At 54.4% G+C, this 22,020-nt stretch carries 19 protein-coding genes; 10 read left to right on the top strand and 9 right to left on the bottom strand.

Annotation, left to right across the window (positions count from 1 at the left end):
* Positions 1–203 precede the first annotated feature (203 nt).
* Positions 204–1,346, top strand: coding sequence for a class C beta-lactamase (gene ampC, locus NYE92_RS03810; RefSeq protein WP_013025835.1), 1,143 nt, complete (start codon positions 204–206; stop codon positions 1,344–1,346).
* Between the two features lie 58 nt (positions 1,347–1,404).
* Here ampC and NYE92_RS03805 read toward each other — a convergent pair whose 3' ends face one another.
* Entirely contained in the window at positions 1,405–2,298 is an 894-nt protein-coding gene (locus NYE92_RS03805) for an SDR family oxidoreductase (RefSeq protein ID WP_064373816.1), read from the bottom strand.
* Between the two features lie 610 nt (positions 2,299–2,908).
* Between NYE92_RS03805 and NYE92_RS03800 the strand changes: the two genes are divergently transcribed.
* A complete protein-coding gene (locus NYE92_RS03800; protein ID WP_013025833.1) occupies positions 2,909–3,658 on the top strand; it encodes a LuxR family transcriptional regulator in 750 nt (249 codons plus the stop codon).
* Here the strand turns inward: NYE92_RS03800 and NYE92_RS03795 are convergent.
* On the bottom strand, positions 3,630–4,262 hold the full coding sequence (locus NYE92_RS03795) for an acyl-homoserine-lactone synthase (protein WP_019105188.1): 633 nt from the start codon (positions 4,260–4,262) through the stop codon (positions 3,630–3,632). The two genes, NYE92_RS03800 and NYE92_RS03795, sit on opposite strands and share 29 nt — an antisense overlap.
* Positions 4,263–4,788: 526 nt before the next feature.
* On the opposite strand from NYE92_RS03795, the gene NYE92_RS03790 reads away from it, so the two are divergent.
* The gene (locus NYE92_RS03790) at positions 4,789–6,177 is read left to right on the top strand and encodes an MFS transporter (RefSeq protein WP_014605798.1); all 1,389 of its coding nucleotides are present in this window, start codon (positions 4,789–4,791) and stop codon (positions 6,175–6,177) included.
* 22 nt (positions 6,178–6,199) lie between these two features.
* Positions 6,200–8,575, top strand: a complete 2,376-nt coding sequence (locus NYE92_RS03785; RefSeq protein WP_259018553.1) for a glycoside hydrolase family 3 N-terminal domain-containing protein — start codon at positions 6,200–6,202, stop codon at positions 8,573–8,575.
* Between the two features lie 63 nt (positions 8,576–8,638).
* On the opposite strand, the gene NYE92_RS03780 is transcribed toward NYE92_RS03785, so the two are convergent.
* Complete coding sequence (locus NYE92_RS03780; RefSeq protein ID WP_013025829.1) at positions 8,639–9,082, bottom strand: GNAT family N-acetyltransferase; 444 nt, start codon at positions 9,080–9,082, stop codon at positions 8,639–8,641.
* Between the two features lie 114 nt (positions 9,083–9,196).
* Between NYE92_RS03780 and hipB the strand changes: the two genes are divergently transcribed.
* Together hipB and NYE92_RS03770 are read left to right on the top strand one after the other, a co-directional pair.
* The gene (gene hipB, locus NYE92_RS03775) at positions 9,197–9,436 is read left to right on the top strand and encodes a type II toxin-antitoxin system antitoxin HipB (RefSeq protein ID WP_013025828.1); all 240 of its coding nucleotides are present in this window, start codon (positions 9,197–9,199) and stop codon (positions 9,434–9,436) included.
* Positions 9,436–10,545: a HipA domain-containing protein gene (locus tag NYE92_RS03770; protein WP_064373812.1), complete on the top strand. Its 1,110-nt coding sequence runs from the start codon at positions 9,436–9,438 to the stop codon at positions 10,543–10,545. The genes hipB and NYE92_RS03770 overlap by 1 nt, the downstream gene beginning before the upstream one ends.
* Positions 10,546–10,590: 45 nt before the next feature.
* Here the strand turns inward: NYE92_RS03770 and NYE92_RS03765 are convergent, their stop codons facing one another.
* Positions 10,591–11,007 carry a GFA family protein gene (locus NYE92_RS03765; protein ID WP_014605803.1) on the bottom strand — a complete coding sequence of 139 codons (417 nt, stop codon included), beginning with the start codon at positions 11,005–11,007 and terminating at the stop codon, positions 10,591–10,593.
* Between the two features lie 450 nt (positions 11,008–11,457).
* Positions 11,458–13,326, bottom strand: a complete 1,869-nt coding sequence (gene kup / locus NYE92_RS03760) for a low affinity potassium transporter Kup (protein ID WP_259018548.1) — start codon at positions 13,324–13,326, stop codon at positions 11,458–11,460.
* A gap of 873 nt (positions 13,327–14,199) precedes the next feature.
* On the opposite strand from kup, the gene NYE92_RS03755 reads away from it, so the two are divergent.
* Positions 14,200–15,840 carry a methyl-accepting chemotaxis protein gene (locus NYE92_RS03755; RefSeq protein ID WP_064373810.1) on the top strand — a complete coding sequence of 547 codons (1,641 nt, stop codon included), beginning with the start codon at positions 14,200–14,202 and terminating at the stop codon, positions 15,838–15,840.
* Positions 15,841–15,920: 80 nt separating this feature from the next.
* On the opposite strand, the gene NYE92_RS03750 is transcribed toward NYE92_RS03755, so the two are convergent.
* The 3 genes from NYE92_RS03750 to NYE92_RS03740 are packed head-to-tail and all read right to left on the bottom strand — an operon-like array spanning position 15,921 to position 17,723.
* Positions 15,921–16,568, bottom strand: a complete 648-nt coding sequence (locus NYE92_RS03750) for an anti-sigma factor domain-containing protein (protein ID WP_014605805.1) — start codon at positions 16,566–16,568, stop codon at positions 15,921–15,923.
* Positions 16,565–17,119, bottom strand: a complete 555-nt coding sequence (locus NYE92_RS03745; RefSeq protein ID WP_013025822.1) for an RNA polymerase sigma factor — start codon at positions 17,117–17,119, stop codon at positions 16,565–16,567. Before NYE92_RS03745 ends, NYE92_RS03750 begins: the two co-directional genes overlap by 4 nt.
* Before the next feature lie 40 nt (positions 17,120–17,159).
* Positions 17,160–17,723 (bottom strand): fasciclin domain-containing protein, encoded by a 564-nt coding sequence (locus tag NYE92_RS03740; protein ID WP_014593752.1) that lies wholly within the window; start codon positions 17,721–17,723, stop codon positions 17,160–17,162.
* A 226-nt stretch (positions 17,724–17,949) separates the two neighbouring features.
* Here NYE92_RS03740 and NYE92_RS03735 point away from each other — a divergent pair, with 226 nt between their 5' ends.
* Positions 17,950–18,345 carry a cupin domain-containing protein gene (locus NYE92_RS03735; RefSeq protein ID WP_081091685.1) on the top strand — a complete coding sequence of 132 codons (396 nt, stop codon included), beginning with the start codon at positions 17,950–17,952 and terminating at the stop codon, positions 18,343–18,345.
* A 36-nt stretch (positions 18,346–18,381) separates the two neighbouring features.
* On the opposite strand, the gene NYE92_RS03730 is transcribed toward NYE92_RS03735, so the two are convergent.
* Positions 18,382–19,290, bottom strand: a complete 909-nt coding sequence (locus NYE92_RS03730) for a LysR family transcriptional regulator (RefSeq protein ID WP_064373806.1) — start codon at positions 19,288–19,290, stop codon at positions 18,382–18,384.
* A gap of 92 nt (positions 19,291–19,382) precedes the next feature.
* Between NYE92_RS03730 and NYE92_RS03725 the strand changes: the two genes are divergently transcribed.
* Together NYE92_RS03725 and NYE92_RS03720 are read left to right on the top strand one after the other, a co-directional pair.
* Positions 19,383–20,513, top strand: coding sequence for a DSD1 family PLP-dependent enzyme (locus tag NYE92_RS03725; protein WP_015700275.1), 1,131 nt, complete (start codon positions 19,383–19,385; stop codon positions 20,511–20,513).
* A 30-nt stretch (positions 20,514–20,543) separates the two neighbouring features.
* A complete protein-coding gene (locus tag NYE92_RS03720; protein WP_064373804.1) occupies positions 20,544–22,016 on the top strand; it encodes an aldehyde dehydrogenase in 1,473 nt (490 codons plus the stop codon).
* Positions 22,017–22,020 lie beyond the last annotated feature (4 nt).

The following is a 22,020-nucleotide window of genomic DNA, read 5'->3' as shown; positions in this document are numbered from 1 at the left end:
GGCGAGGATTCCCACTTCACCGAGCCGAACCTGAACCGCGTTAAGCAATTTAGGATTTACAGGCTCTCCGTGAGCTAACACTGCCAGCCCGGCAGCTTTTCTATTACGGGCTGCGTTAATGTCGCGATCATGGTCGCGCGCTTATATCTCCGCCCGATTGGGCGAAGTCTTACGCGCAAACTGATAAACTGTCACCTGAATGAGTGCTGATGAAAATATATTTTACTGCATTACTCGTCGCCCTTAGCGCCAGCAGCAGCGCGACGGATTTATCCTCACAGGAGATTGCCTCGCGGGTTAAGGACGTGATTACGCCATTAATGGCGGAGCAGGGGATTCCTGGCATGTCCGTCGCGGTCCTGTATAAAGGCCGCCCGCAGTACCTGAACTTTGGCGTAGCGGATACCGCAACCGATCGACGGGTGACGGAAAATACGCTGTTCGAACTCGGTTCCGTCAGCAAAACCTTTACCGGCGTACTGGCTGGCGTGATGATACGTAACAGCGAACTTCGCCTGAACGATCCGGTACAAAAGTACTGGCCCGCGCTAAAAGGCCCGCAGTGGCAGGCGATCAGGATGGTGCACCTCGCCACCTACAGCGCAGGTGGCATGCCGTTACAGCTTCCTGCCAGCGTGGTCGATCAGGATTCCTTACTCCGTTACGCGCAGCAGTGGCAGCCCGGTGTCGCGCCGGGCATTCAGCGGCAATATTCCAATGTCAGTCTCGGCCTGCTGGGTTATCTCATGGTAAAGGGCGAGTTTGAAGAAGCCATGCAGAAGAACGTCTTTACACCGTTGCGGCTCACGCGCACTTTTTATACCGTTCCGGCGTCCATGATGTTCGACTATGCGTGGGGCTATAAAGACGGCCAGCCCGTGCGCGTCTCTCCCGGAATGCTGTCGGCAGAAACCTATGGAGTGAAGTCCACCGCGCGCGACATGATGACCTTTATGCAGGCCAATGCGAATCCCAACGGGTTATCGTCCGGCAATACGGTTTTACGCAACGGCATACTCACCGCACAGTCGCACTATTTAACGGCAGGTCAACTTTCTCAGGGGCTGGGATGGGAAATCTATCCATGGCCGGTGAAGGAGCAAACGCTCATCGACGCCAGCGACACGAAAACCGCGCTGGAGGCTCAGCCTGCCACGCTGGTGAACCCGGTAAAAGCCGCGGACCGCGCCAGCTGGATCCACAAAACCGGCTCCACAAACGGGTTTGGGGCCTACATTGCCTTTGTCCCTCAGCTCAACAGCGGCATCGTTATGCTGGCGAATAAAAACTATCCCAATCCGGAACGCATTAAGGCGGCCGTGGCGATTCTCGACGCGTTACAGTAATGCCGAAAAGCAGGCAAAAAAATGGCCGCGCAGTGCGGCCATGGCGTATTAAAAACGCTTACAAGGTTCCGGTTCCCCCGTCAGAGCACCATACCTGCCCGGAGGCAAAGCTGCACTCGTCCGACGCAAGGGTGACGTAGAGTGGGGCGATCTCTACGGGTTGGCCGGGGCGTCCCAGCGGCGCGTCTGCGCCAAACTGTTCCACTTTCTCCTGCGGCTGACCGCCGCTCGGCTGCAGTGGCGTCCAGTACGGACCCGGTGCGACCGCGTTCACGCGAATCCCTTCCGGGCCGAGCTGTTTAGCCAGTGCTTTGGTAAAGGCGACGTTGCAGGCTTTAGTCTGCGCGTAGTCCAGCAGGATATCGCTGGGTTTAAAGGCCTGCACGGAAGAGGTGTTAATGATACAGGCCCCGCGCGGCAAATACGCCAGCGCGGCTTTCGTTACCCAGAATGGCGCATAGACATTGGTTTTAAAGGTGGCATCGAAATCTTCTGTACTCAGCGTACGGATGGATTCATTAAACTGCTGACGTCCGGCGTTATTGACAAGAATATCCAGCCCGCCCAGCTTCTCGGCCGCTTCGTTAACCAGCGTCTGGCAAAAGGTTTCAGAACGCAGATCGCCGGGGATGGCCACAGCTTTGCGCCCTTCGGCTTTAATCAGTTTAATCACTTCAACCGCATCGGACTCTTCTTCCGGCAGATAGTTAATGGCCACATCTGCACCTTCACGCGCATAGGCGATTGCAACCGCACGGCCAATACCTGAGTCGCCGCCGGTGATCAACGCTTTACGGCCGGTAAGGCGACCATGTCCACGATAGCTTTTTTCACCATGATCGGGAGCAGGATCCATTTCACTGGCTAATCCGGGTGCCTGCTGCGGCTGCTGCCTGAACGGCGGCTTCGGAAAGCGATCCGGGTCTTGAATGTGGTTATTTGACGTCGTCATAGTGAACTCCTTGAACAGGGTGGTCAGAGAGTTTAAGCCTGGCACAGATGTGATATTTGTCACATTCAAATGCTTATTTAATCCGTACTGGCAGATGAAAACAGGCTTTATGGCGAGGGTTTACCGACGATATTGCAGATAAGCGCAGCGGAAGTAGCAGAATATGTTGATTTTTCCTTCAGGGTGAGCGTCATCAGGCCAAAAAGAGCGCATCCTCTTTCCTGGCGACACGCGCAGGTGAAGGCTAACGCATTGAATAAAAGGCGCTTATGGCATGAAAGAAGAGGGGAGATCATTGCATATGATAAAGGCGGACAATCAGGTGTGGGAAAGCGAAGGTAAATGTTTGTACAAATGTTTCTGAGATGTTACTCTGAGTGTCCCGGCCAGCATCACTTTATAGTTTGTGAAGTCTGGCCGGAAAGTTTTTCCCTGGTGTTGGCTGTTTCAGCGACCTGGCCTTGCAGGTCAGGTTTTTTTTTACCGCTAAACAACTGAACCCATTGTAACCTCTGGCTGAATCATTGTAAGTTATTCTTAAGTATTATCTTACCTGTACTAAAGTGCAGGTTATGTCATCGTTAAGTAAAAGAAGCAGCATGGAGCCTGAATGTTTTCTTTTTTTCTTGAAAATCAAACAATAACGGATACGCTTCAGACTTACATACAGAGAAAGTTATCTTCGTTTGGCAGTCCTGAGTACGCTTACACTGTTGTGAGCAAAAAAAATCCTTCAAATGTTCTGATTATTTCCAGTTATCCTGACGAATGGGTTAGGTTATACCGCGCCAATAACTTTCAGTTAACCGATCCGGTTATCCTTACCGCCTTTAAACGCACCTCACCCTTTGCCTGGGACGAGAACATCACTTTGATGTCCGATCTCCGGTTTACTAAAATTTTCTCATTATCGAAGCAATACAACATCGTTAATGGCTTTACCTACGTGCTCCACGACCATATGAACAACCTGGCGTTGCTATCGGTCATCATTAAAGGCAACGACCAGGCCGCACTGGAACAGCGTCTTGCCTCAGAGCAGGGCACGATGCAGATGTTACTGATCGATTTTAATGAGCAGATGTATCGACTGGCTGGCGCAGAAGCGGAAAGAGCACCGACGGTGAATCAAAACGCCGATAAAACCATCTTTTCTTCGCGTGAGAATGAAGTGTTGTACTGGGCGAGTATGGGGAAAACCTACTCTGAGATTGCCGCCATTACCGGTATTTCTGTCAGCACTGTAAAATTTCACATCAAAAATGTGGTGGTTAAACTGGGCGTCAGTAACGCCCGACAGGCTATCAGACTGGGTGTTGAGTTAGATCTTATCAGACCGGCAGCGTCAGCGGCCAGGTAGTTACGGCGACGGGCGCGCAGCCCGTACGTGCAACAATATCCCCACCCAACTGCTGTTTATCGGTTTCCCCGGCTGGCAGCGTCAGCAGATAAATACGCTCTTTTTCCGTCAGAAAAGCTTCTTTGACCACGCTGATTTGCCATCCGGACCGTTTCAGTATTTTCAGCATTGCCCGGCTGACTATCGTGTAGATATGCGTATAAGCATTGTTCTGCGCCCAGTTAACCATAGCCAAAAACAGTACCTGGCTGACAGGATAGTGCTCACCCAGCAGTTCGCGCGCGCGGGCTTTATCAACAAAAAAACGGCTGGACTCGGTGCCGTAAGCGGGCAGGGGAACGTCGTCAAAACAGTGACGAAAGGTGTGGGTAATCATATTGGGGCGATCCAGACAGGTAAAGCGGACACTGCATACTAACTGCCCTTCGCAGATACCCAGAATATAACGCGTTCCTGGGCCATCAAACTCATCTGACTCCATGCCCTGACTGCACACGACTTCCCATCCCAGGCGGTCGCTAAAAGTTTTTTTTCTGAGCTTATAAAGTTCTTCTGAACGTGTGGTTTGCAGCTCTTCATAACTGACGTCAAACAGTTCAAGCATTCCATTTCCTCTAAAAGTTACTGCAGCCCTCACGGCTATCCTGTACTGATTTTACTAACTTTTCACTCTGACGTTCAGCTAAATAACATTTTATTCATCTGAAAATAGGGCTGCTCAGTCGTTCAGTGGGCAGGATAACGCATCTCGGGCGGTAAAATTCTCCCTGAAGAGATATTATTTGCCATAACGCAACAGAAAACAATACAAATAGTAACAAGGCTGTACTATTTCAAGCGTGCATATTCGCCATTCCATAGCGATTTTATATGAGAACATTACAGGCTTATAACAAAGTAACCCCACCTGGTGTCAAAAATATTTCGTCAAAAATGTATTGATCGATAAGTTATCAATATGCACTGCATCACAAACCCGCAAAAAAACTAAATATCATAAATTGGCTGTTAATTTCTGGAATTGTTGCTACTCCTCCAGACTACTAATACTTGAGCCTGGCCTGCCTGTACAGGCAGCGCGTGGAAAGCTGACTGAACAGGTTTTTCACCTAATTATAAGGCTCATAACAATGACTATATCCTCTGTATCCTCTGTGCTCACGACAAAAGATAAAATGGGTTACGGCATCGGTGATGCCGCTAGTTCAATGGTGTGGCAAACCGCCACCTTGTTCCTCGCCTACTTTTACACAGATGTGTTTGGGTTACCGGCCGCCATTATGGGGACGATGTTTTTGGTGGTTCGTCTGGCCGATGCCTTTGTCGATCCCTGTATCGGCGCGCTGGTCGATCGCACCCGAACCAAGCACGGTCGTTTTCGGCCCTGGCTGATGTGGTTTGCGATTCCGTTTGGCGTCAGTTGTCTCATTACCTTTTATGTTCCGGATGTCGGCCCCACGGCGAAGATCGTCTATGCCTGTGTCACTTACACGATTCTCAGCTTTATTTACTCTGCGGTAAACGTCCCTTACTGCGCCATGCCCGGTGCACTGACGCTCGATCCCCGCGAACGCCATTCTTTGCAATCCTGGCGGTTTGCCTGCGCGTTTATCGGCGGGCTGGTGGTGACCGTCATCGGGCTGCCGCTGGTGGATCTGTTAGGTCAGGGTGACAAGGCAAAAGGCTACCTTTTTGCCATGGGCTTCATGGGGTTCTTAGGGGTGGTTTTAATCTACTGCTGCTTCTTTATGACCCGGGAACGTTATTTACCCCGCAGTGACAGCGCAAACTCGATGTGGTCCGACCTCAAGGCGCTGAGTAAAAACAGCCAGTGGTGCATCATTGTTATTTTTAACATCCTGCTGCTCACGGCGGTGGTAACCCGTGGCTCCTCCACCATTTATTACATGAACTACGTTTTATTGCGTCCTGACCTCGTATTCACTTTTATAATTACCGGCATGATAGCGGCATTGTGCGGGGCCTTTTTTTCAGAGCGGTTATTGGGAAAATTTGATCGCGTGCGCACTTATCAGATTTGCCTTGCCAGTTTTGTTTTTTTTGTCACCACGATTTATTTTATTCCGCCTTCTCAGGTCTGGCTGATCATTGCCGTGAATATTGTTTTTGGTTTTGTTCAGAACCTGACCACGCCCATTCAATGGAACATGTTCTCGGATGTGGTGGACTTTGAAGAACAGCGCAGCGGAAGACGACTGGACGGCCTCGTATTTTCAACGGCGCTGTTTGCCATCAAATTTGGCCTTGCCATGGGCGGGGCTGTCGTGGGCTGGATTCTGGGACTGGTTCATTACCAGCCCGGCGTGGCCGCACAAACACCTCGCGTCATCACCACCATCAACCTGATGCACAACATTATTCCCGGCGTTCTGTTTACCTGCATGTTGCTGCTGCTTTTTCTCTACAAACTGAACAGCGCGCGGGTGAATGCTATCGCCCTTGAGCTGGCCGCGAAGCGCGCCGCTGAAGAGAAAATGGACGCCAGCAAGACTATCTGAAATCTGCATAAAGGAGTGAAACATGACTGCAATCTATAAGGATCCTCATCGTCCGGTCGCTGAACGCGTCGCGGATCTGCTGCCGCGCATGACGGCGGAAGAAAAGTTCGCGCAGATGCATGCTTACTGGCTCATTCTGGATGAAGAGGGCAATCACCAGGAACGCACAGATTTAAGCGATGAGTTTACTGGCGTCAGTGCCCAGACAGCACTGAAAGAAAGATTAACCCGCGGTATAGGTCAGATTACCCGTCCGCTGGGAACGCATATCGTTGACGCGCTGACTGGCGTCCGGGCGGCAAATCGCCTGCAGCGCGACGTGACTGAAGGCTCACGCCTGGGCATCCCGGCGCTGCTGCATGAAGAGTGCCTGGTCGGTTTGCTCTGCAAAGGCGCCACGTTGTTTCCCTCATCGCTCAACTATGGATCGACCTGGGATCCTGAACTCATCAGGCGGGCGGCACAGCGCATTGGCACAGAGGCGCGTTCTGTTGGCTGTAAGCAGGGGCTGGCGCCGGTACTGGATGTGTCCCGCGATGTCCGCTGGGGCCGGACGGAAGAAACCTTCGGGGAAGATCCCTGGCTGGTGGGCGTTATGGCCACCGCCTACGTCGAGGGCCTGCAGGGCGACACGCGCGATCTGTTAGCCACGCTGAAGCACTACGTTGGCCACTCATTCAGTGAGGGCGCCCGTAATCACGCGCCGGTACACCTGGGTTTCAGCGAGTTAAACGATATCTTCTTACTGCCGTTTGAAATGGCGGTCAAGCTGGCGAATGCGGGTTCAGTCATGCCGGCATACCATGACATCGATAATCAACCCGGTCACAGCGATCGTTTTTTACTGACGGAGGTCTTGCGGGAGCAGTGGGGATTCGACGGCATTGTCGTCGCTGACTACGGCGGCGTCAGCCTGCTTCATCAGCATCATGGCGTGGCGCAGGATGCGGCAGAATCTGCCGCGCTGGCTTTTAACGCCGGGCTGGACGTCGAACTGCCCAAAGATGACTGCGCTCGCCATCTGGCGGACGCCGTATCACGTAATCTGCTGTCGATGGAGAAGGTGGATGAAATTGTTGGCCGCATCTTAACCGAAAAGTTTCGTCTGGGCCTGTTCGAGCAGCCCTACATTAATGAAGAGACGATTTCACTGCAGGACGAGGAAACCCGTCAGGTCGCCCGGGAGGTTGCCACGCGGTCGATCACGCTACTGGAAAACAACGGCATTCTGCCGCTGCAAAAAACCAGTCGCGTTGCGGTTGTGGGCCCCTGTGCAGACGATCCACTCGCGCTACTGAGTGGCTACAGTTTTCCTGTTCACCTGATCATTAGCGATATGCTGGAGGAAACCTCGCAGGTAACGACGCCGCTCGCCGCCCTGCGCCATACGCTAGGGCAGCAAAACGTCAGCTATGCCAAAGGCTGCCATATTATTGAGAAACGCGCGGCAGGCGCTCCCGTTTTCCCCGGAGACAGCGGGGCGAAACCTGTGCAGCAGTCGCCTGTTTCACAGGATACGCATCTGATTGCGGAGGCGGTTCGCGTGGCACAAAAAAGCGATGTCGTTGTTGCCTGCGTAGGCGATCTGGCGGGCCTGTTCCAGAGCGGCACCGTAGGAGAAGGTTCTGATACCGACAGCCTGAATCTGCCAGGCGTGCAGCAGTTATTGCTGGAGGCCCTTGTGGCCACCGGAAAACCGGTGATCGTGGTCATGACCGGTGGGCGACCTTATAACCTGCAGGGCCTGGAGAACAAGGTCGCCGCCTTTCTGCTGGCCTGGGCGCCGGGACAGGAGGGCGGCTGGGCGATAGCGGATATCCTCACCGGCCGCGCAGAGCCGCAGGGCCGCCTGGTGGTGAGCGTTCCGAAGAACGTCGGTGCGATGCCGTTCTATTACAACCACAAACTGAAAAGCGGCGGCACGCCAATCGCCTTCCATTTTGGCGCACGCTATCCGTTTGGCTACGGTCTGAGCGGGACAACATTTAGTTGGGGGACGCTCCAGTCCGAGCAGGACAGCGTCGCTATTGACGGCGAAATCCGCCTCAGAATGACGCTAACCAATAGCGGCCAACGGCAGGGCAGTGAAGTGGTTCAGCTTTATATCCGCGACAAGGTCGCCAGCATGGTGCGCCCGCTTCAGGAGCTCAAAGCTTTTCAGCGCGTCACGTTACAACCGGGTGAAACGGCTGAGCTGTGCTTTACGCTCCCCGTCGATATGCTCAACTTTACCCGTCGCGATGGCAAGCGCATTGTTGAGCCGGGCGAGTTTGAGCTCCAGGTCGGATCGTCCTGTCGCGATATTCATGGCGTCAGCACGGTAACGGTAAGAGGCGAAACGCGTGTTCTGCCTTGCCACTGGCGCATGTTAAGCGACTGCAAGGTCAATATCATCTGATGCCTTAACCCTGTCCATTGAGAGATGGGCAGGGGCAACCCTTGCGTTTTTGCAGCGTGAAGATCAGCGCGCTGCGCTTAACGCTTTCGTCAGATAATGACGTTGCATGCCCGGTTGAGGGAAATCCGTTAACGACATCTGTCGGGCATAACCCTGCTTCTGGTAGAAGGGAAGTGCCTGGAAACTAAAGGTATCCACCAGGGCACTGTGGCAACCCGCCGTGACAGCATCCTGTTCGGCTGCATGAACCAGCTGCTGGCCAAGGCCTGAACCGCGCACGGATTCACTCACCCAGAGAAACTCAATACAAAGCCAGTGCCCTTTTTGGCTACCAATCAGTCCGCCCAGCAATTTTCCCTGCGGATCACGACAAAATACCGCCAGCGGCCCCCATGTCGAAGTATCGATGAACGCGTTGTTATAGGCGCGCAGCCCGGCCAGTAAATCCTGCTTATCGTTCTCGGTGTAAGACCGCGTGACGGCCAGAGGAAAGTTACATTTGGTCATTGTACCTCCAAAATATCCGCTATCGGGGATAATTAAGTTATCAGGCGAAAGAGCAGCAAGTCTGATAATATCCTCTAACGGGGATAAATCCTCACTTATCAGGGAGCATACCGCATGATTTACAGTCCCCGCCAGTTGGCAAATCAGGTCAGGCTACTGCGGCAGCAAAACGGCTGGACCCAGGTCGAACTGGCGAAAAAAGTGGGCCTGAAACAGGCAACCCTGTCTCACTTCGAAAATGCCCCGGATACGACCTCACTGGCAACGTTGTTCAAAATCTTACAGGCGCTCGATCTTGCTCTGTCGCTTCATGAAAACAGCGCATCCTCAGCCCCGGCTGAGGATGCCTGGTAATGGCAAAGCTCATTGCCTGGATAAACGGCGAGCGTACGGGAACGCTGACGCTGCATCACAACGGCGCGCTGCATTTCCAGTATGACGCCAACTGGCTTCAGCATCCGCTTGCCAGACCTCTCTCGCTTTCGTTGCCCTTACAGCGCGCCGCGATGCATTCTGAGAAAGTCGTGCACTTTTTCGAAAACCTTCTCTATCCCAGCACGTTGATCGAAAAGGATTTTTACCCGACTCACCCGATAAAATCCTGTGAGGTGTTTGCAGCATTGCAGAAAGTGGGACACACATTACCCGGGGCGCTCAGTCTGCTGCCGGCAAAGCGGCAGCCCGTCGCGCCGGACCAGGCAACGCACAGCGTCTTCAGCCCCGCCGATGAGGCACAGCAGTTCGATATCGATAATGCGTATCTGTGTCTGTCCCTGGCCCGGGAGCTGACTATCCCGGTGCCGGATGCCGTGTTAGTTCATGAGAACGGCATCCGTAAATTGAGAACAGAACGATACGATCGCCGTTGGCGTCACGACGGACAACACCTTTATCATCTTCCCGAAGAAGACGTGTGTCAGGCGCTCGGCGTGCCGCTCTCTGGCCGCGATGAGCAGCAGGGCGGTCCGGGAATTGATGACATCATGGCCTTGCTGATGGGCTCAAGCTCCGCCATGAAAGACCGTGAGGATCTGATGCGCTGTCTGGTATTTCAGTGGCTGACGGGCATCACACGCGTCAACGCTAAACATCTTTCGCTGCTGATTGCTCGCGGTGGCAGCTTCCGGCTCGCGCCTTTTAAGCATCTCCTTTCCGCCTGCCCGGGCCTTTCTCTGCGCACAACAGACAGACGGGATTTCCAGCTGGGGATGGGCCTGACAGGCCCTGAGGGCAAACAGCATCACATTGACGCGATTGGGCCCGCGCATTTTCTTGCCCTTGCGGGGAGCGTGGGGTTCAGTCAGGCAGCGATGCGGCAGATACTGGCGGCCTTTATTCCGGGCTTGCCTGCCGCGATTATTAAGGTGCGGGACAGCCTGCCCGATGATTATCCCCTGACGCTCGCCGATGCGGTTTTCAGCCACGCAATGATGATGCTGGAAAGGGTGCGCCAGGCGATCTGAGGTTAATGGCCTTCTGGTGCCCGGCGCCAGGGTTTTACTGCAATGTCAGGGTTTTACTGCAACATAGTTAAGATGGCCGACTACGCCGCCTTTGCCGCCATCCCGGGGATGATTATTGCCATCGGTGACGGGCACGGAGGCGAAATCGAAAGGCGAAACGCCCGTCAGACAGGCGGCATTCACGCCGTACTGTTCAGGATTGGACCGGCTTTGATGAAACGTGTAGATGCCACAAATGGAACAGAAGTAGTGGACTGCCTCACCCGAATTAAAACGGTACTCGCTTAGCGTCTCTTTGCCTTTCACCACCTCAAGCCCCGAGACGGGCGCAAACACCACGACCGCGCCGCGCATACGGCAGAAAGAGCAGTTACAGCGCCGGGCCGTGTTCAGGCCATCCAGCAGTTTTACGTTAAACGCTACAGCGCCACAGTGGCACTGAGCCGATGTCGCATCAGACATGATTTGCTCCTTTTTTCATCCTGCAACCTCTGGGGAGGTGACAGGGATGAAGCGTTGGTGGCACAGGTAAAACAGGGGATCCCGGCTGGTATTGTGACGGGTTAAGGTCAAAGACACCAGACGGGATCCCGCAGCCTACAGATTTTTCTTCAGCATCCTGCGTTTGGTGCGCTGATGAGGGCCGTTCTGCAAGTCAGCGTTGAGTTCAACGGGCACTATTGACGGGATAACGCGGCAGGCGGTACTTGCGCCACAGCGGCGCCTGCTGTCCCGTTATGCCTGTATGAGCATACATTTTGCCTGGCAAAGCCTGACGAGATCCAGGAGACGCGTGAAGAAGGCCGTTACGACGGGTGGTGAAAGGGTGCAGAACGCGAGCGGGGAACACGCGGGCATCCTGACAAAAGAAAACGGCAGAGCCCGTGACGCGCTCTGCCGCAAACGCCCTTATCAGAACTCTTTTTGCCCGCCCAGTTCGATCACCCGGTTAGCCGGGATTCTAAACTGCTCATGCGCGCGTAGTGCATTGCGCTGGAAGAAGTGGAAGATAACGCCTTTGGCATGGGCCAGACCGCGGCGCTTTTTCATCACCAGCGTGTCGTGCGAGGTAAAAAACGACGCTTCATTTAACGTACAGCCAAAGCCTTCCAGCCCACAAAGATGCAGGACATCCTGCATCGACGGACGCTCATGCCAGCCATAGGTGGCCGTCACCTGCCAGAACGACGGGGACATCTGGCGCAACGCAATGCGCTGCTGATTGTGTATGCGGGGCAGATCGACCGTTTTGATATGCAGTAAGACAGTGCGCTCATGCAGTACCCGGTTATGTTTCAGGTTATGCAGCAGCGCCTGCGGAATTTCATACTCTTTACGCGTCAGGAAGATAGCCGTTCCCCCCACCCGCATCGGCGGAGAGGCTTCCAGGGAGCTAATCAGCGCTTTCAGCCGCACCGGATCGTCAGTGAGACGGCGGATAAGCCGGGAACGCTCACTGCTCCAGATAAGCATCAGCACCAGCATGGTCATCGCCAGCAGCACCGGCACCCAGCCGCCAGACAGGAGCTTCATCAGATTGGCGGCAAACAGCGGCACATCAATTAACAGCATGCAGAGCAGAAAAACCAACGCCACCGGCAATGGCCACTTCCAGTTTTTAAAGGCCACAATACCGGCCAGACAGGCCGTCAGCACCATCGTGCCCGTCACCACGATACCGTAAGCGGATGAGAGCGCTGAGGACTGGCGGAAAGCCAGGATGACGACAGTTACCGCCGCAAACAGCAGCCAGTTTACGACCGGGATGTAGATTTGTCCTGATTCCGTAGCAGACGTAAAGATCACTCGCATCGGCGGCAGAAACCCCTGGCGAATGGCCTGATGCGTCAGCGTGTAAACGCCGCTGATGATTGACTGGGCAGCAATGACCGTGGCCAGGGTTGACAGGACAATCAGCGGGATCTGTGCCCAGACGGGCGCGAGAATATAAAACGGATTTTGCACCGCGCTGGGTTCGGCAAGCACCAGAGCGCCCTGACCAAAATAGTTCAGCACCAGAGCGGGCAGGGCAATGATCAACCAGGCCAGCCTGATGGGGGTTTTGCCCAGATGTCCCATATCCGCATACAGGGCTTCAGCACCGGTGACGGCCAGCACCACCATGCCGAGCGCGGCAAATGACAGGGCTTCATGATGAAGCAAAAAGGTCAGGGCAAAGGCCGGATTGAGCGCATGTAAAACGTGCGGATTCATTGCGATGCCGCGCACACCGAGTATCGCCAGGGTAATAAACCACACCAGCATGATCGGGCCAAAAACGCGGCTGACGCGCTCGGTGCCGTGCTTCTGAATCACAAAGAGTACCGCCAGTATGACCATGGCCAGCGGCACAATAAAGCGATCCAGCGCCGGGGCCACGACTTCAATCCCCTCAACGGCGGAAAGCACCGAGATTGCCGGGGTGATAATGCCGTCACCGTAAAAGAAGGCTCCTCCTGTGAGGCCTGCCAGTACGATGATGCGGCTGAGCCGAGCGCCGACATTTTGCCGGGCCAGGGACATCAACGTCAGTATTCCGCCTTCGCCATCATGATCTGCACGCATGATAAAGATGACGTATTTCACCGTCACAATCAGCGTCAGTCCCCAGAATATCAGAGAAAGAAACCCCATGACCGCCTCTTCGGTCACCGCCCCAGAGGGAAGAATAGACAGACACTCTTTTAAGGTATAGAGCGGGCTGGTGCCGATATCACCAAATACGATCCCCGCTGCCGCCAGCATGCCTGCAGGAAGAGACTGTTTTTCAGACTGCGCCATTTAATATCCTGTTTTGCTTCACGTAATTATCCACCTTCGCCGGAAAGGTTATCCGGTCAGCGATCAGCACGAGATTACGCGGTTTAGCGTGAGTTAGGGAGTAGGTGGTTAAGTTATGAACTGCATTTTTACAGGTTTGTACCTTTTTTTTACGACATTTTTACACGACTGTCGATTAACTCAGCAGTTATTTCGCGCGAGAAGTGGCGTAAATCCGCCGTAACGAGCAGGCTGTTTAAAACCGGTTTAGTCAGCGTGTTGCATTAAGCCAAATTATGTCTTTTGCTTTGTCAGCCATGCCGACCCGCGGCGTGAATGCGGCGAATGACAAGGCTGTGTCGCGGCGGAGACAGGGAAGCCAGCGCTATGCGGGTTTTTAACGCCCGGCCCGAACGAATGGAGAAGAACGTCCCGGCGTTAACAAAAAAAATAAAAAAATTTTTAAAATAGTCCTTACTTATGATTAATTCGTTCGCATTTGTTGCAGCGTTAATTTATTTCAAAAACGGCGGCATTAAACAACGGCGCAGCCGGTATATTCAGGCACAATTTTAAGCTGGCCTTAAGCGAAATTTTATTAATTAAACGCGCGCGCCATTTTGAATAAAGATTATTTCCCTCCTCTTAAATAAAAATTGACTTTCCTCCATCCATTAAATCCATTTGTATTTTCTGAGTCATAAATCCGTACGTCTTTATTTATGCATTCAACGGGCTAATGCTTTTTAACGGTAATGCAGCGTCCGCCCCCATTATTCAGCGGATTTACCATTCAGCGCATTAATGCTCATTCACGCCCTGTCGATATCTTTATGGCTAGCGTGCTTCAGCATAACGTAATGAATAACGAACACAGTATTCGGGGAATTTAATATGACTATTACTCAGCGGCTTTTCCTGACGTTTTCACTGCTCTCGGCATCGATGATTGCCATGGTGGTGATCGTCATCATGGTATTGAGCGGCTTCCAGTCGCGCTTTCAATACGTACAAACCAATACGCTGCCTTCACTGGTTGACCTGGATAAAATGGTCAATGGCAGTAACCGGCTTAACGTCTCGCTTTACCGACATTTGAGTGCAAAAGATCAAGGCAAACAGGCCGAGTTCGAAAAGGAAATAACAACGCGGCTGGATACCGTTAAAGCGCTGACTGAATTTTATTTGAAAAATGAAACCACTAACGATCAGGACATCAGGCTGAGTCAGCATGCCTTAGCGCTGATTAAGCAGATGGATGACCGTTTGCCCGGTTTTATGGCGAATTCCCGTCTGCATGACGACGCTGCGCTGGCCGATCTGCAGGGCAATAGCGGGGTCGGGCAGTCTATTCGAGATTTAATTGAAAGTTACCAGAAACAGTTACAGTTTAATGTGGAGGTAGGGGCGGCATTTGAAAAAGATAACAACAAGGTTTACCGGCAAACGCTGGTGTGGCTAATTGCCGGTTCGGCCGCCATCATTCTGCTGCTGGGCGCGTTCTCCGTCAGAACGATTCTGGGGATCCGCAGGCACCTTAACGGTATGCGAATCACCATGGAACGTGCCAGCGAGCGACTGGATCTTACCCTGCGTGCGGATGACTCCCGTCAGGATGAAATTGGTCTTACGGCCAAAGCGTTTAACAACCTTATCGGGAATGTAGCCCACTCGCTGTCGTCCGTTGAACGTTCGGCCCATTCTGTCAGTTCTGCCACCTCGCAAATTTCGGCCGGCAACGAAGATCTCTCTTCACGCACCGAGCAGCAGGCGGCCTCGCTGGAACAGACGGCTGCCAGTATGTCAGAGCTGAGTGAAACCGTGCGCCAGACGGCTGAAAACACCCGACTGGCCAGCCAGCTGTCGAAAAACGCCCGGGACATTTCGGACGACAGCGCCACGAAAGTTCACACCATGCTCGGCACCATGACCGATATTAAACAGAGTTCTGAAAAAATCACCGCCATTATTAGCCTGATCGAAGGCGTGGCTTTCCAGACCAATATTCTGGCGCTCAACGCTGCCGTTGAAGCCGCCCGGGCTGGCGAGCAGGGACGAGGTTTTGCCGTTGTCGCCGGTGAGGTGCGTAACCTGGCGCAGCGTTCTTCGGCTTCAGCGCGCGAGATTAAAGAACTTATCGAATCCTCGATGCGCTATGTGGAAACCGGCGTTAATCAGGCTGAACAGGTGGGTGACAATATCGGACGAATGAAGGACGCGGTGCGACAGGTAACCGACCTCGTTGACGAAATTGCCGTCGCGTCTCAGGAGCAGTCATTGGGGATTGGTCAGGTGCATCAGGCCGTCAATCAGATGGATGACGTAACACAGCAGAATGCGGCGCTGGTGGAGGAAGCCTCATCGGCATCTCGCTCGCTCATGGATCAGGCCTCAGCACTGAATCAGCTCGTCGCCACGTTCGTGCTGACCGATGCCGCGCCTGTTGCCCAATCCAGCCCCGCACGGGTTTCTTCCGCCTTTGTTCAGGCTCGTGCGGCCTATGCTAAGCAGGAAGATAACTGGCAACGTTTTTAGGGCTGTGCGGCGGGTGGGGCGATAACACGGGATAAAGGCATACCATCGTCCCGCCCGCTCAACCCGCAGCCAGAATGGCGTTATCCTGTCCTGCCACTGTAAAGCACCGGGCCGGTAGGCTGCCCGGTGGGTGAACCGCCCTGGGGCTCAAGGCTGACCGCAATCACCGCGTTTTTCAGCGTATCACGTGCGGCAAGTTTGAGCTGCGTGGTCTCCTGGACATTCAGCAGCCCCAACGAAACGGGCTGTTGACCGGCAGGGATGAGCCACAGTTGCAGGCTGTTGTTTGCGCCAATAGCGACCGGCTGCAACGGTGTTACACGCAGCTGCGTCAACGCCTTATCTGCACTGACCACCCATTGCCCCTGTTGCTCCGCGCCCCGCATTACGGTCAGCGGGGTAAAGTCGGGCGTTCTGATAACCTGATACGACACCAGCGTCAGCGCGGCAAGGGCTGCGGCAACCAGCCAGCCTACATAACCGCGCCTGACGCGTGGCGTTATCTTTGTCGGCAGACTTAACGTTATTTTTTTCCAGACGTATTCCGGTGGAATCTGAGGCATCAGACTGCGATCCAGTCCGGCAAGCAGGGTTTGCCATTTGGCTACCTGCTCAGTCAGTTCCGGCTCACTCTGCAGACGCTTCTGAAAGCGTAACCGCGCATTGCCGCGCAGCGTACCCAGCGCGTATTCCGCAGAGAGCGCGTCGTCACGTTGGCGTTTATTCATAGTCCGACACACTCCCGAAGGTGCGCCATCGCCCGGCGGATCCAGCTTTTCACCGATCCAACCGGCTGCTGGAGCCAGTGAGCAATATCGCCGTGGGACATGCCCTGATAGTAGGCCAGCGTGATGCTCTGGCGCTGCTCACTGCTGAGGTTTCCCAGACAGCGCTGTAAGCGTGCGGCTTGTGCATCATCCTGTCTGTTATGCAGTTCGTCATGTTCAGCGGCCAGTAGGTCATCGTTATGGGCTTCTTCCGCGCTGGCAAGGCGTGCCTGTCCGCTGCGGAGCCAGTCGATACACCGATTACGAACAATGTGGGTCATCCAGGTCAACGGGGAGCTCAGCGCGGCATTATAGGTTTCCGCCTTGCTCCAGATGGTGATGTAGCAATCATGCAGCACCTCCTCAGCCCAGGGGCGATGCTGCAACATGCGCAACGCGATGGCAAAAAGGTGAGGCGATGTCAGCCGGTAAAGTTGTTCAAATGCCTGACGATCGCCGTCGGCGATTGCCTGCATCAATTTCACCTGCTCCACTGCCTGCACCTTGTCCATAAGCGTCCCGAATGATCTGTTTCCGTTCGAGTATAAATTATTACTTCGGCATTAATACGGTATCAATCACATCTATCACGCCATTTTTTTGGTTGACGTCATAGGTACTGATATTCGCGACGTTGCCCTGGCCATCTTTCAGCTGAATATTGTGGGGGCCATTGTTCATGATCCATAACGGCTGACCGTTAACGGTCTTCAGCTCGGCATGACCGCCACCTTGTTTGATTTTGGCTTCCAGCGCCTTCATATCGTACTTACCGGCAACCACGTGATAGGTGAGTACGCTGGTCAGTTTCGCTTTATTTTCCGGTTTGAGCAGACTGTCTACGGTGCCTGCAGGGAGCTTAGCGAACGCCGCGTTAGTTGGAGCAAACACGGTAAAAGGGCCTTTACCTTGTAAGGTATCAACCAAACCGGCTGCTTTTACCGCAGCCACCAGGGTGGTGTGATCTTTTGAGTTAACCGCATTTTCAACAATATTTTTTTGCGGGAACATGGCGGCACCGCCTACCATGACAGAACCCGACTCCATAGCGGCAAGAGAGGCAGTGGTAAACAGTAATGCACTTGATACAACAGTCACAGCGATTAGCTTTTTCATCGTAAATCCTCATTAGAGCGTGGAGTAAGTGGCTTTCAATGAGATATACGAGTAGGGGGACGAAAGTGGATGCAGAAAAAATTAAATATTTTTAACTCTGCGCTTAGCCTGCCCAATTCATCAGCCTGCGCGTGTTTTTCGGCCCTGTGCGCACAAGCAAGCAGCGGCCAGAATGAGAGACGTCCGTCCCTGTCCTCTGTCACACGACATCAAAGGTAAGCCGATAATGAAAATCATCAAAAATGCCGCCGTTCCCTCAGCGAAAGGTCCTGAGGCGTATTTTACCGGCCAGGTCCGCATTGATTCCCCTTTCAGCACAGCGGCCCCGGCACGGGTTGGCGGCACTACCGTCACCTTTGAGCCCGGTGCCCGTACGGCCTGGCATACGCATCCACTGGGTCAGACGCTGATCGTCACCGCCGGTCAGGGATGGATTCAGTGTGAAGGCGAAGAGAAGCAGACGATTAATCAGGGCGATATCGTCTGGATACCGGAGGATGTTCGTCACTGGCACGGCGCCACCGACAGCCATGCAATGACGCATATTGCCATCGCGGAATCCCTTAACGGCAGTCCGGTGACCTGGCTTGAGAAGGTCACGGAGCACGAGTTTTTATCGTAAGCAACACCTGTTGAGCCGGTGCAACACCAGGGAGGCCTAATCGATCTCCCAAGGCGGTGCGCTGAAGGTGTGTTTCATCAGATCGATAAAGCCCTGAGTGCGGGGAAGCCGCTTTTTTTCCTGCAGGCTGGTCAGGGCGACGATATCGGCAGACGGCAAGGTAAACGCGGGCAGCAAGGGAACAAGAAGGCCCTGGCGGATCTCGCGGCTGATATCCCAGGCGGAGCGCACCATAATCCCTTTACCGCTCAGCGCCCATTTTTTAATGATACGACCATCATTGCTGGCGAGACGTGGCGTAATCCTTACGGTCGTTTCGTCCCCGTTGTGGCTGAATGTCCAGCGCGTCACATCTTCCGCATTTTCCCTGATCACCAGACAGTGATGGTGCTGCAGCGCATCAGGATGCGTCGGCGTACCCTGCTGCTGCAGATAAGCCGGCGAGGCGCAGAGTAAACGCGGATTGGCGGCGAGCCGGGTGCTGTAGAGCGTGGAGTCGCGCAGATGGCCGATATAGATCACCACATCCCACTTATCGGCCTGCATCCAGTCAGGGTTATCGGAGAGGGTGAGATCGATACTGAGATCGGCATGGCTGTCGGCGTACTCCGCCAGCAGCGGGGCAATGTGTTCGGAACCAAAGCCCAACGGGGCCAGCACTCTCAGCGTTCCGCTGATGCGGTTTCGCGTCTGATCGATCACATCCTGCAACTGGTCTATCTCATGCAAAATCACCCGGGCGCGACCCAGCAGAGCTTCGCCTTCATCGGTCAGAATGATGCGTTTTGCCGGACGCAGGATCAGCTTCACCCCGATCTTTTGTTCAATACTTTGCAGGCGCTGCGTCACGGAAGGCGGCGTGATATCCAGATGGCGCGCCGCCGCCGCCAGCGTCGGATGCAGGGCAATGACCTGAAAAAAACGTAAATCTTCGCTGTTGATCATTAGGTTCAAACCTAATCATTAATTGGGCCTGACGGCATTTTAAACAGATTTAAACGATGAGAGCATCAATAAAACCTTACAGGAATTCAAAGATGCTCAATCACTTAACCATAACCACGCCTTATCTGCTGTTAGATAAAGTTAAGTTTGAACGCAATATCAACCGCTTGTATCAGCGAATCGAAGGGCAACGCTGTCAGATTCGCCCGCATCTGAAAACGCTTCGCACTCTCCAGTCTGCGCCTTATCTGCTCAAAGCATCCTCTTCACCTGCCACCGTTTCTACCCTGGCAGAGGCCGAAGCCTTTGTCGCCGCTGGCTTCAGCAATGTGCTTTACGCCGTGGGGATTGCGCCCGCTAAATTGCCGCGTATTGCCGCCCTGCGGTGCAGCGGCAAACAGGTGCATGTGTTGCTGGACAGCATGGCGCAGGCGCAGGCCATCAGCGATTACGCTTTACAGCATCAGGTAACGTTTTCCGTTTTCATTGAGATCGACTGCGATGGCCATCGCGGCGGCATTCGACCTGACGACGGGACGTTGGCCGAGATTGCCGGTCATCTGCATCAGCACGGGATGGTGGTGGAAGGGGTAATGACCCACGCGGGCGAGTCCTACCATTGCCGCACGCCGCAAGACATTCAGCGGGCGGCGCAGCAAGAGTGCCAGGCTGCCATTACCGCTGCCCAGCATATCCGTGCCGCAGGGATCCCGTGCCCGGTCGTCAGCGTTGGCTCCACGCCCACGGCGCATGCGGCTACGGACCTCACGGGCGTAACCGAGGTGAGGGCCGGGGTGTTTTCCACCTTCGATCTGTTTATGCACAATCTGGGCGTCTGCACCCAGGACGACATTGCGCTTTCGGTGGTGACAACGGTGATCGGCCACAACCACGACAAGGGCTGGGTTTTTGTTGATGCCGGCTGGATGGCCATGTCACGCGATCGCGGCACCGCCTCACAGGATACCGATTATGGCTACGGGCTGGTGTGCGACGACGCGGGTTGTCCGTTGGGATTGCTGCTGACAACCACCAATCAGGAGCACGGAATTATTGCGTTGCCGCGCGACAGTGCGTATTCCACCGGAGATTTTCCACTCGGTACCCTGCTGCGCATTCTGCCCAACCACGCCTGCGCGACCGCCGCGATGCATACGCACTATCAGGTGATCGACACCCGAAACGGCGAACATGAGGTCTGGCAACGCATCGTTGGCTGGTAGCGTTTTTTCCATTCATTGTGAGAGGACATCATGTCAGATTTTGATCCTGATAAGGTCCGTCTTTCGACCGGACATTTTATCAACGGCCAGTTTGTTTCGGCATCCGGCAAAACAATGGGGATTAAACGTCCCTCGGATGGCCAGCATTATGCCGACATCAACGAAGCGGGCGCAGAAACGGTCCGCGAGGCGGTAAGCCTCGCGGAAGACGCGCGCATTCGCAGCGGCTGGTCAAGCTGCTCGCCACGCGAACGGGGCGCGGCCATTTCCCGCTGGGCGGATTTGATCGATGCCGACAAAGATTATCTGGCGCAGCTTGAGGCGGTGGGCTCCACGCGTCCGATAACGGACACGATCAATATTGAAGTGCCTTTCACCGCTGCTGCTCTGCGTTTTTATGCAGAATGCGCAGACAAGTACAGCGGAGATGTGTTTCCAACCCAGAACAGTAGCCTGGGAATGCTGGTGCCGGAACCTTATGGCGTGATCGGCGCGATCACGCCGTGGAATTTCCCGCTGTCGATGGCGTCGTGGAAGTGCGGCCCGGCGCTGGCTGCGGGAAACGCGGTGGTGCTCAAGCCCTCTGAGCTGACGCCATTCTCCACCGCCCGGCTGGCTGAGCTGGCCGTGCAGGCCGGTATTCCGCCCGGCGTGCTCAACGTCGTTCAGGGCGGCGGACAGGTCACCGGCAATGCACTGGTGACCCATCCTCTGGTCAGAAAGGTGTCCTTTACCGGTTCAACCGCGACCGGGGCGGCGATCATGAGCCAGGCCGCGTTACAGGGTACCAAGCCCGTGACGCTGGAACTGGGCGGAAAAAGCCCGCAGCTGGTTTTTGACGATGCAGGCGATGCGGATGAAATCGCCAAGCGCCTGTTTCTGGGCTTCACCGTCAACGCCGGTCAGGCCTGTGTTTCAGGGACGCGTCTGATCATTCAGAAAGGTATCGCGGAACGGGTCATCGAAAAGCTTATCGCCCTGTGCAAAACACCGCTGCCCGGTATGACCTGGCAGGCCGCCACGCGTTACTGTCCGCTGATCGATCAACGTCAGGGGGAAAAAGTCGCGACGATTATCGCGCGGTCCGTGGCGCAGGGGGCCAGCATTCTGGCCGGCGGCCAGCGTTACGAAAACACCGCGCAGGGCTGGTTCTGGCAACCGACGCTGTTAGCCAATGTGAATCAGGATAACGTCGCGATTCAGGAGGAGATCTTCGGACCGGTGCTGACCATCCAGACGTTTAGCGATGAAGAAGAAGCCCTGGCGCTCGCACAGCATCGCGTTTTTGGCTTATGTGCAGGCGTGCATACGCTCAACATGCCACGTGCGATGCGGCTGATGAAAGCCCTGGACAGCGGTACGGTCTGGATCAACCGCTATCGTCGAACCTGGGACTTTATCATTCCAACCGGCGGCTTTCAGGGGTCCGGTTTTGGCAAAGATCTTGGGCGCCAGGCCTTTGAGTCATGTCAGCGCTACAAGAGTGTCTTAATCGATTTTTAACACC

This window comes from Pantoea sp. B566 (assembly GCF_024793925.1).
GTDB classification, from domain to species: Bacteria; Pseudomonadota; Gammaproteobacteria; order Enterobacterales; family Enterobacteriaceae; genus Pantoea; species Pantoea ananatis.
Note: the sequence above shows the minus strand (reverse complement) of the source record. Positions and strands in the feature narration are given on the sequence as shown.

Bases quoted from the DNA above. Each gene is read 5' to 3' on its own strand.
- NYE92_RS03805 (WP_064373816.1), bottom strand. From the start codon at position 2,298: ATGACGACGTCAAATAACCACATTCAAGACCCGGATCGCTTTCCGAAG.
- NYE92_RS03800 (WP_013025833.1), top strand. From the start codon at position 2,909: ATGTTTTCTTTTTTTCTTGAAAATCAAACAATAACGGATACGCTTCAG.
- NYE92_RS03795 (WP_019105188.1), bottom strand. From the start codon at position 4,262: ATGCTTGAACTGTTTGACGTCAGTTATGAAGAGCTGCAAACCACACGT.
- NYE92_RS03790 (WP_014605798.1), top strand. From the start codon at position 4,789: ATGACTATATCCTCTGTATCCTCTGTGCTCACGACAAAAGATAAAATG.
- NYE92_RS03785 (WP_259018553.1), top strand. From the start codon at position 6,200: ATGACTGCAATCTATAAGGATCCTCATCGTCCGGTCGCTGAACGCGTC.
- NYE92_RS03780 (WP_013025829.1), bottom strand. From the start codon at position 9,082: ATGACCAAATGTAACTTTCCTCTGGCCGTCACGCGGTCTTACACCGAG.
- hipB (WP_013025828.1), top strand. From the start codon at position 9,197: ATGATTTACAGTCCCCGCCAGTTGGCAAATCAGGTCAGGCTACTGCGG.
- NYE92_RS03770 (WP_064373812.1), top strand. From the start codon at position 9,436: ATGGCAAAGCTCATTGCCTGGATAAACGGCGAGCGTACGGGAACGCTG.
- NYE92_RS03765 (WP_014605803.1), bottom strand. From the start codon at position 11,007: ATGTCTGATGCGACATCGGCTCAGTGCCACTGTGGCGCTGTAGCGTTT.
- kup (WP_259018548.1), bottom strand. From the start codon at position 13,326: ATGGCGCAGTCTGAAAAACAGTCTCTTCCTGCAGGCATGCTGGCGGCA.
- NYE92_RS03755 (WP_064373810.1), top strand. From the start codon at position 14,200: ATGACTATTACTCAGCGGCTTTTCCTGACGTTTTCACTGCTCTCGGCA.
- NYE92_RS03750 (WP_014605805.1), bottom strand. From the start codon at position 16,568: ATGAATAAACGCCAACGTGACGACGCGCTCTCTGCGGAATACGCGCTG.
- NYE92_RS03745 (WP_013025822.1), bottom strand. From the start codon at position 17,119: ATGGACAAGGTGCAGGCAGTGGAGCAGGTGAAATTGATGCAGGCAATC.
- NYE92_RS03740 (WP_014593752.1), bottom strand. From the start codon at position 17,723: ATGAAAAAGCTAATCGCTGTGACTGTTGTATCAAGTGCATTACTGTTT.
- NYE92_RS03735 (WP_081091685.1), top strand. From the start codon at position 17,950: ATGAAAATCATCAAAAATGCCGCCGTTCCCTCAGCGAAAGGTCCTGAG.
- NYE92_RS03730 (WP_064373806.1), bottom strand. From the start codon at position 19,290: ATGATCAACAGCGAAGATTTACGTTTTTTTCAGGTCATTGCCCTGCAT.
- NYE92_RS03725 (WP_015700275.1), top strand. From the start codon at position 19,383: ATGCTCAATCACTTAACCATAACCACGCCTTATCTGCTGTTAGATAAA.
- NYE92_RS03720 (WP_064373804.1), top strand. From the start codon at position 20,544: ATGTCAGATTTTGATCCTGATAAGGTCCGTCTTTCGACCGGACATTTT.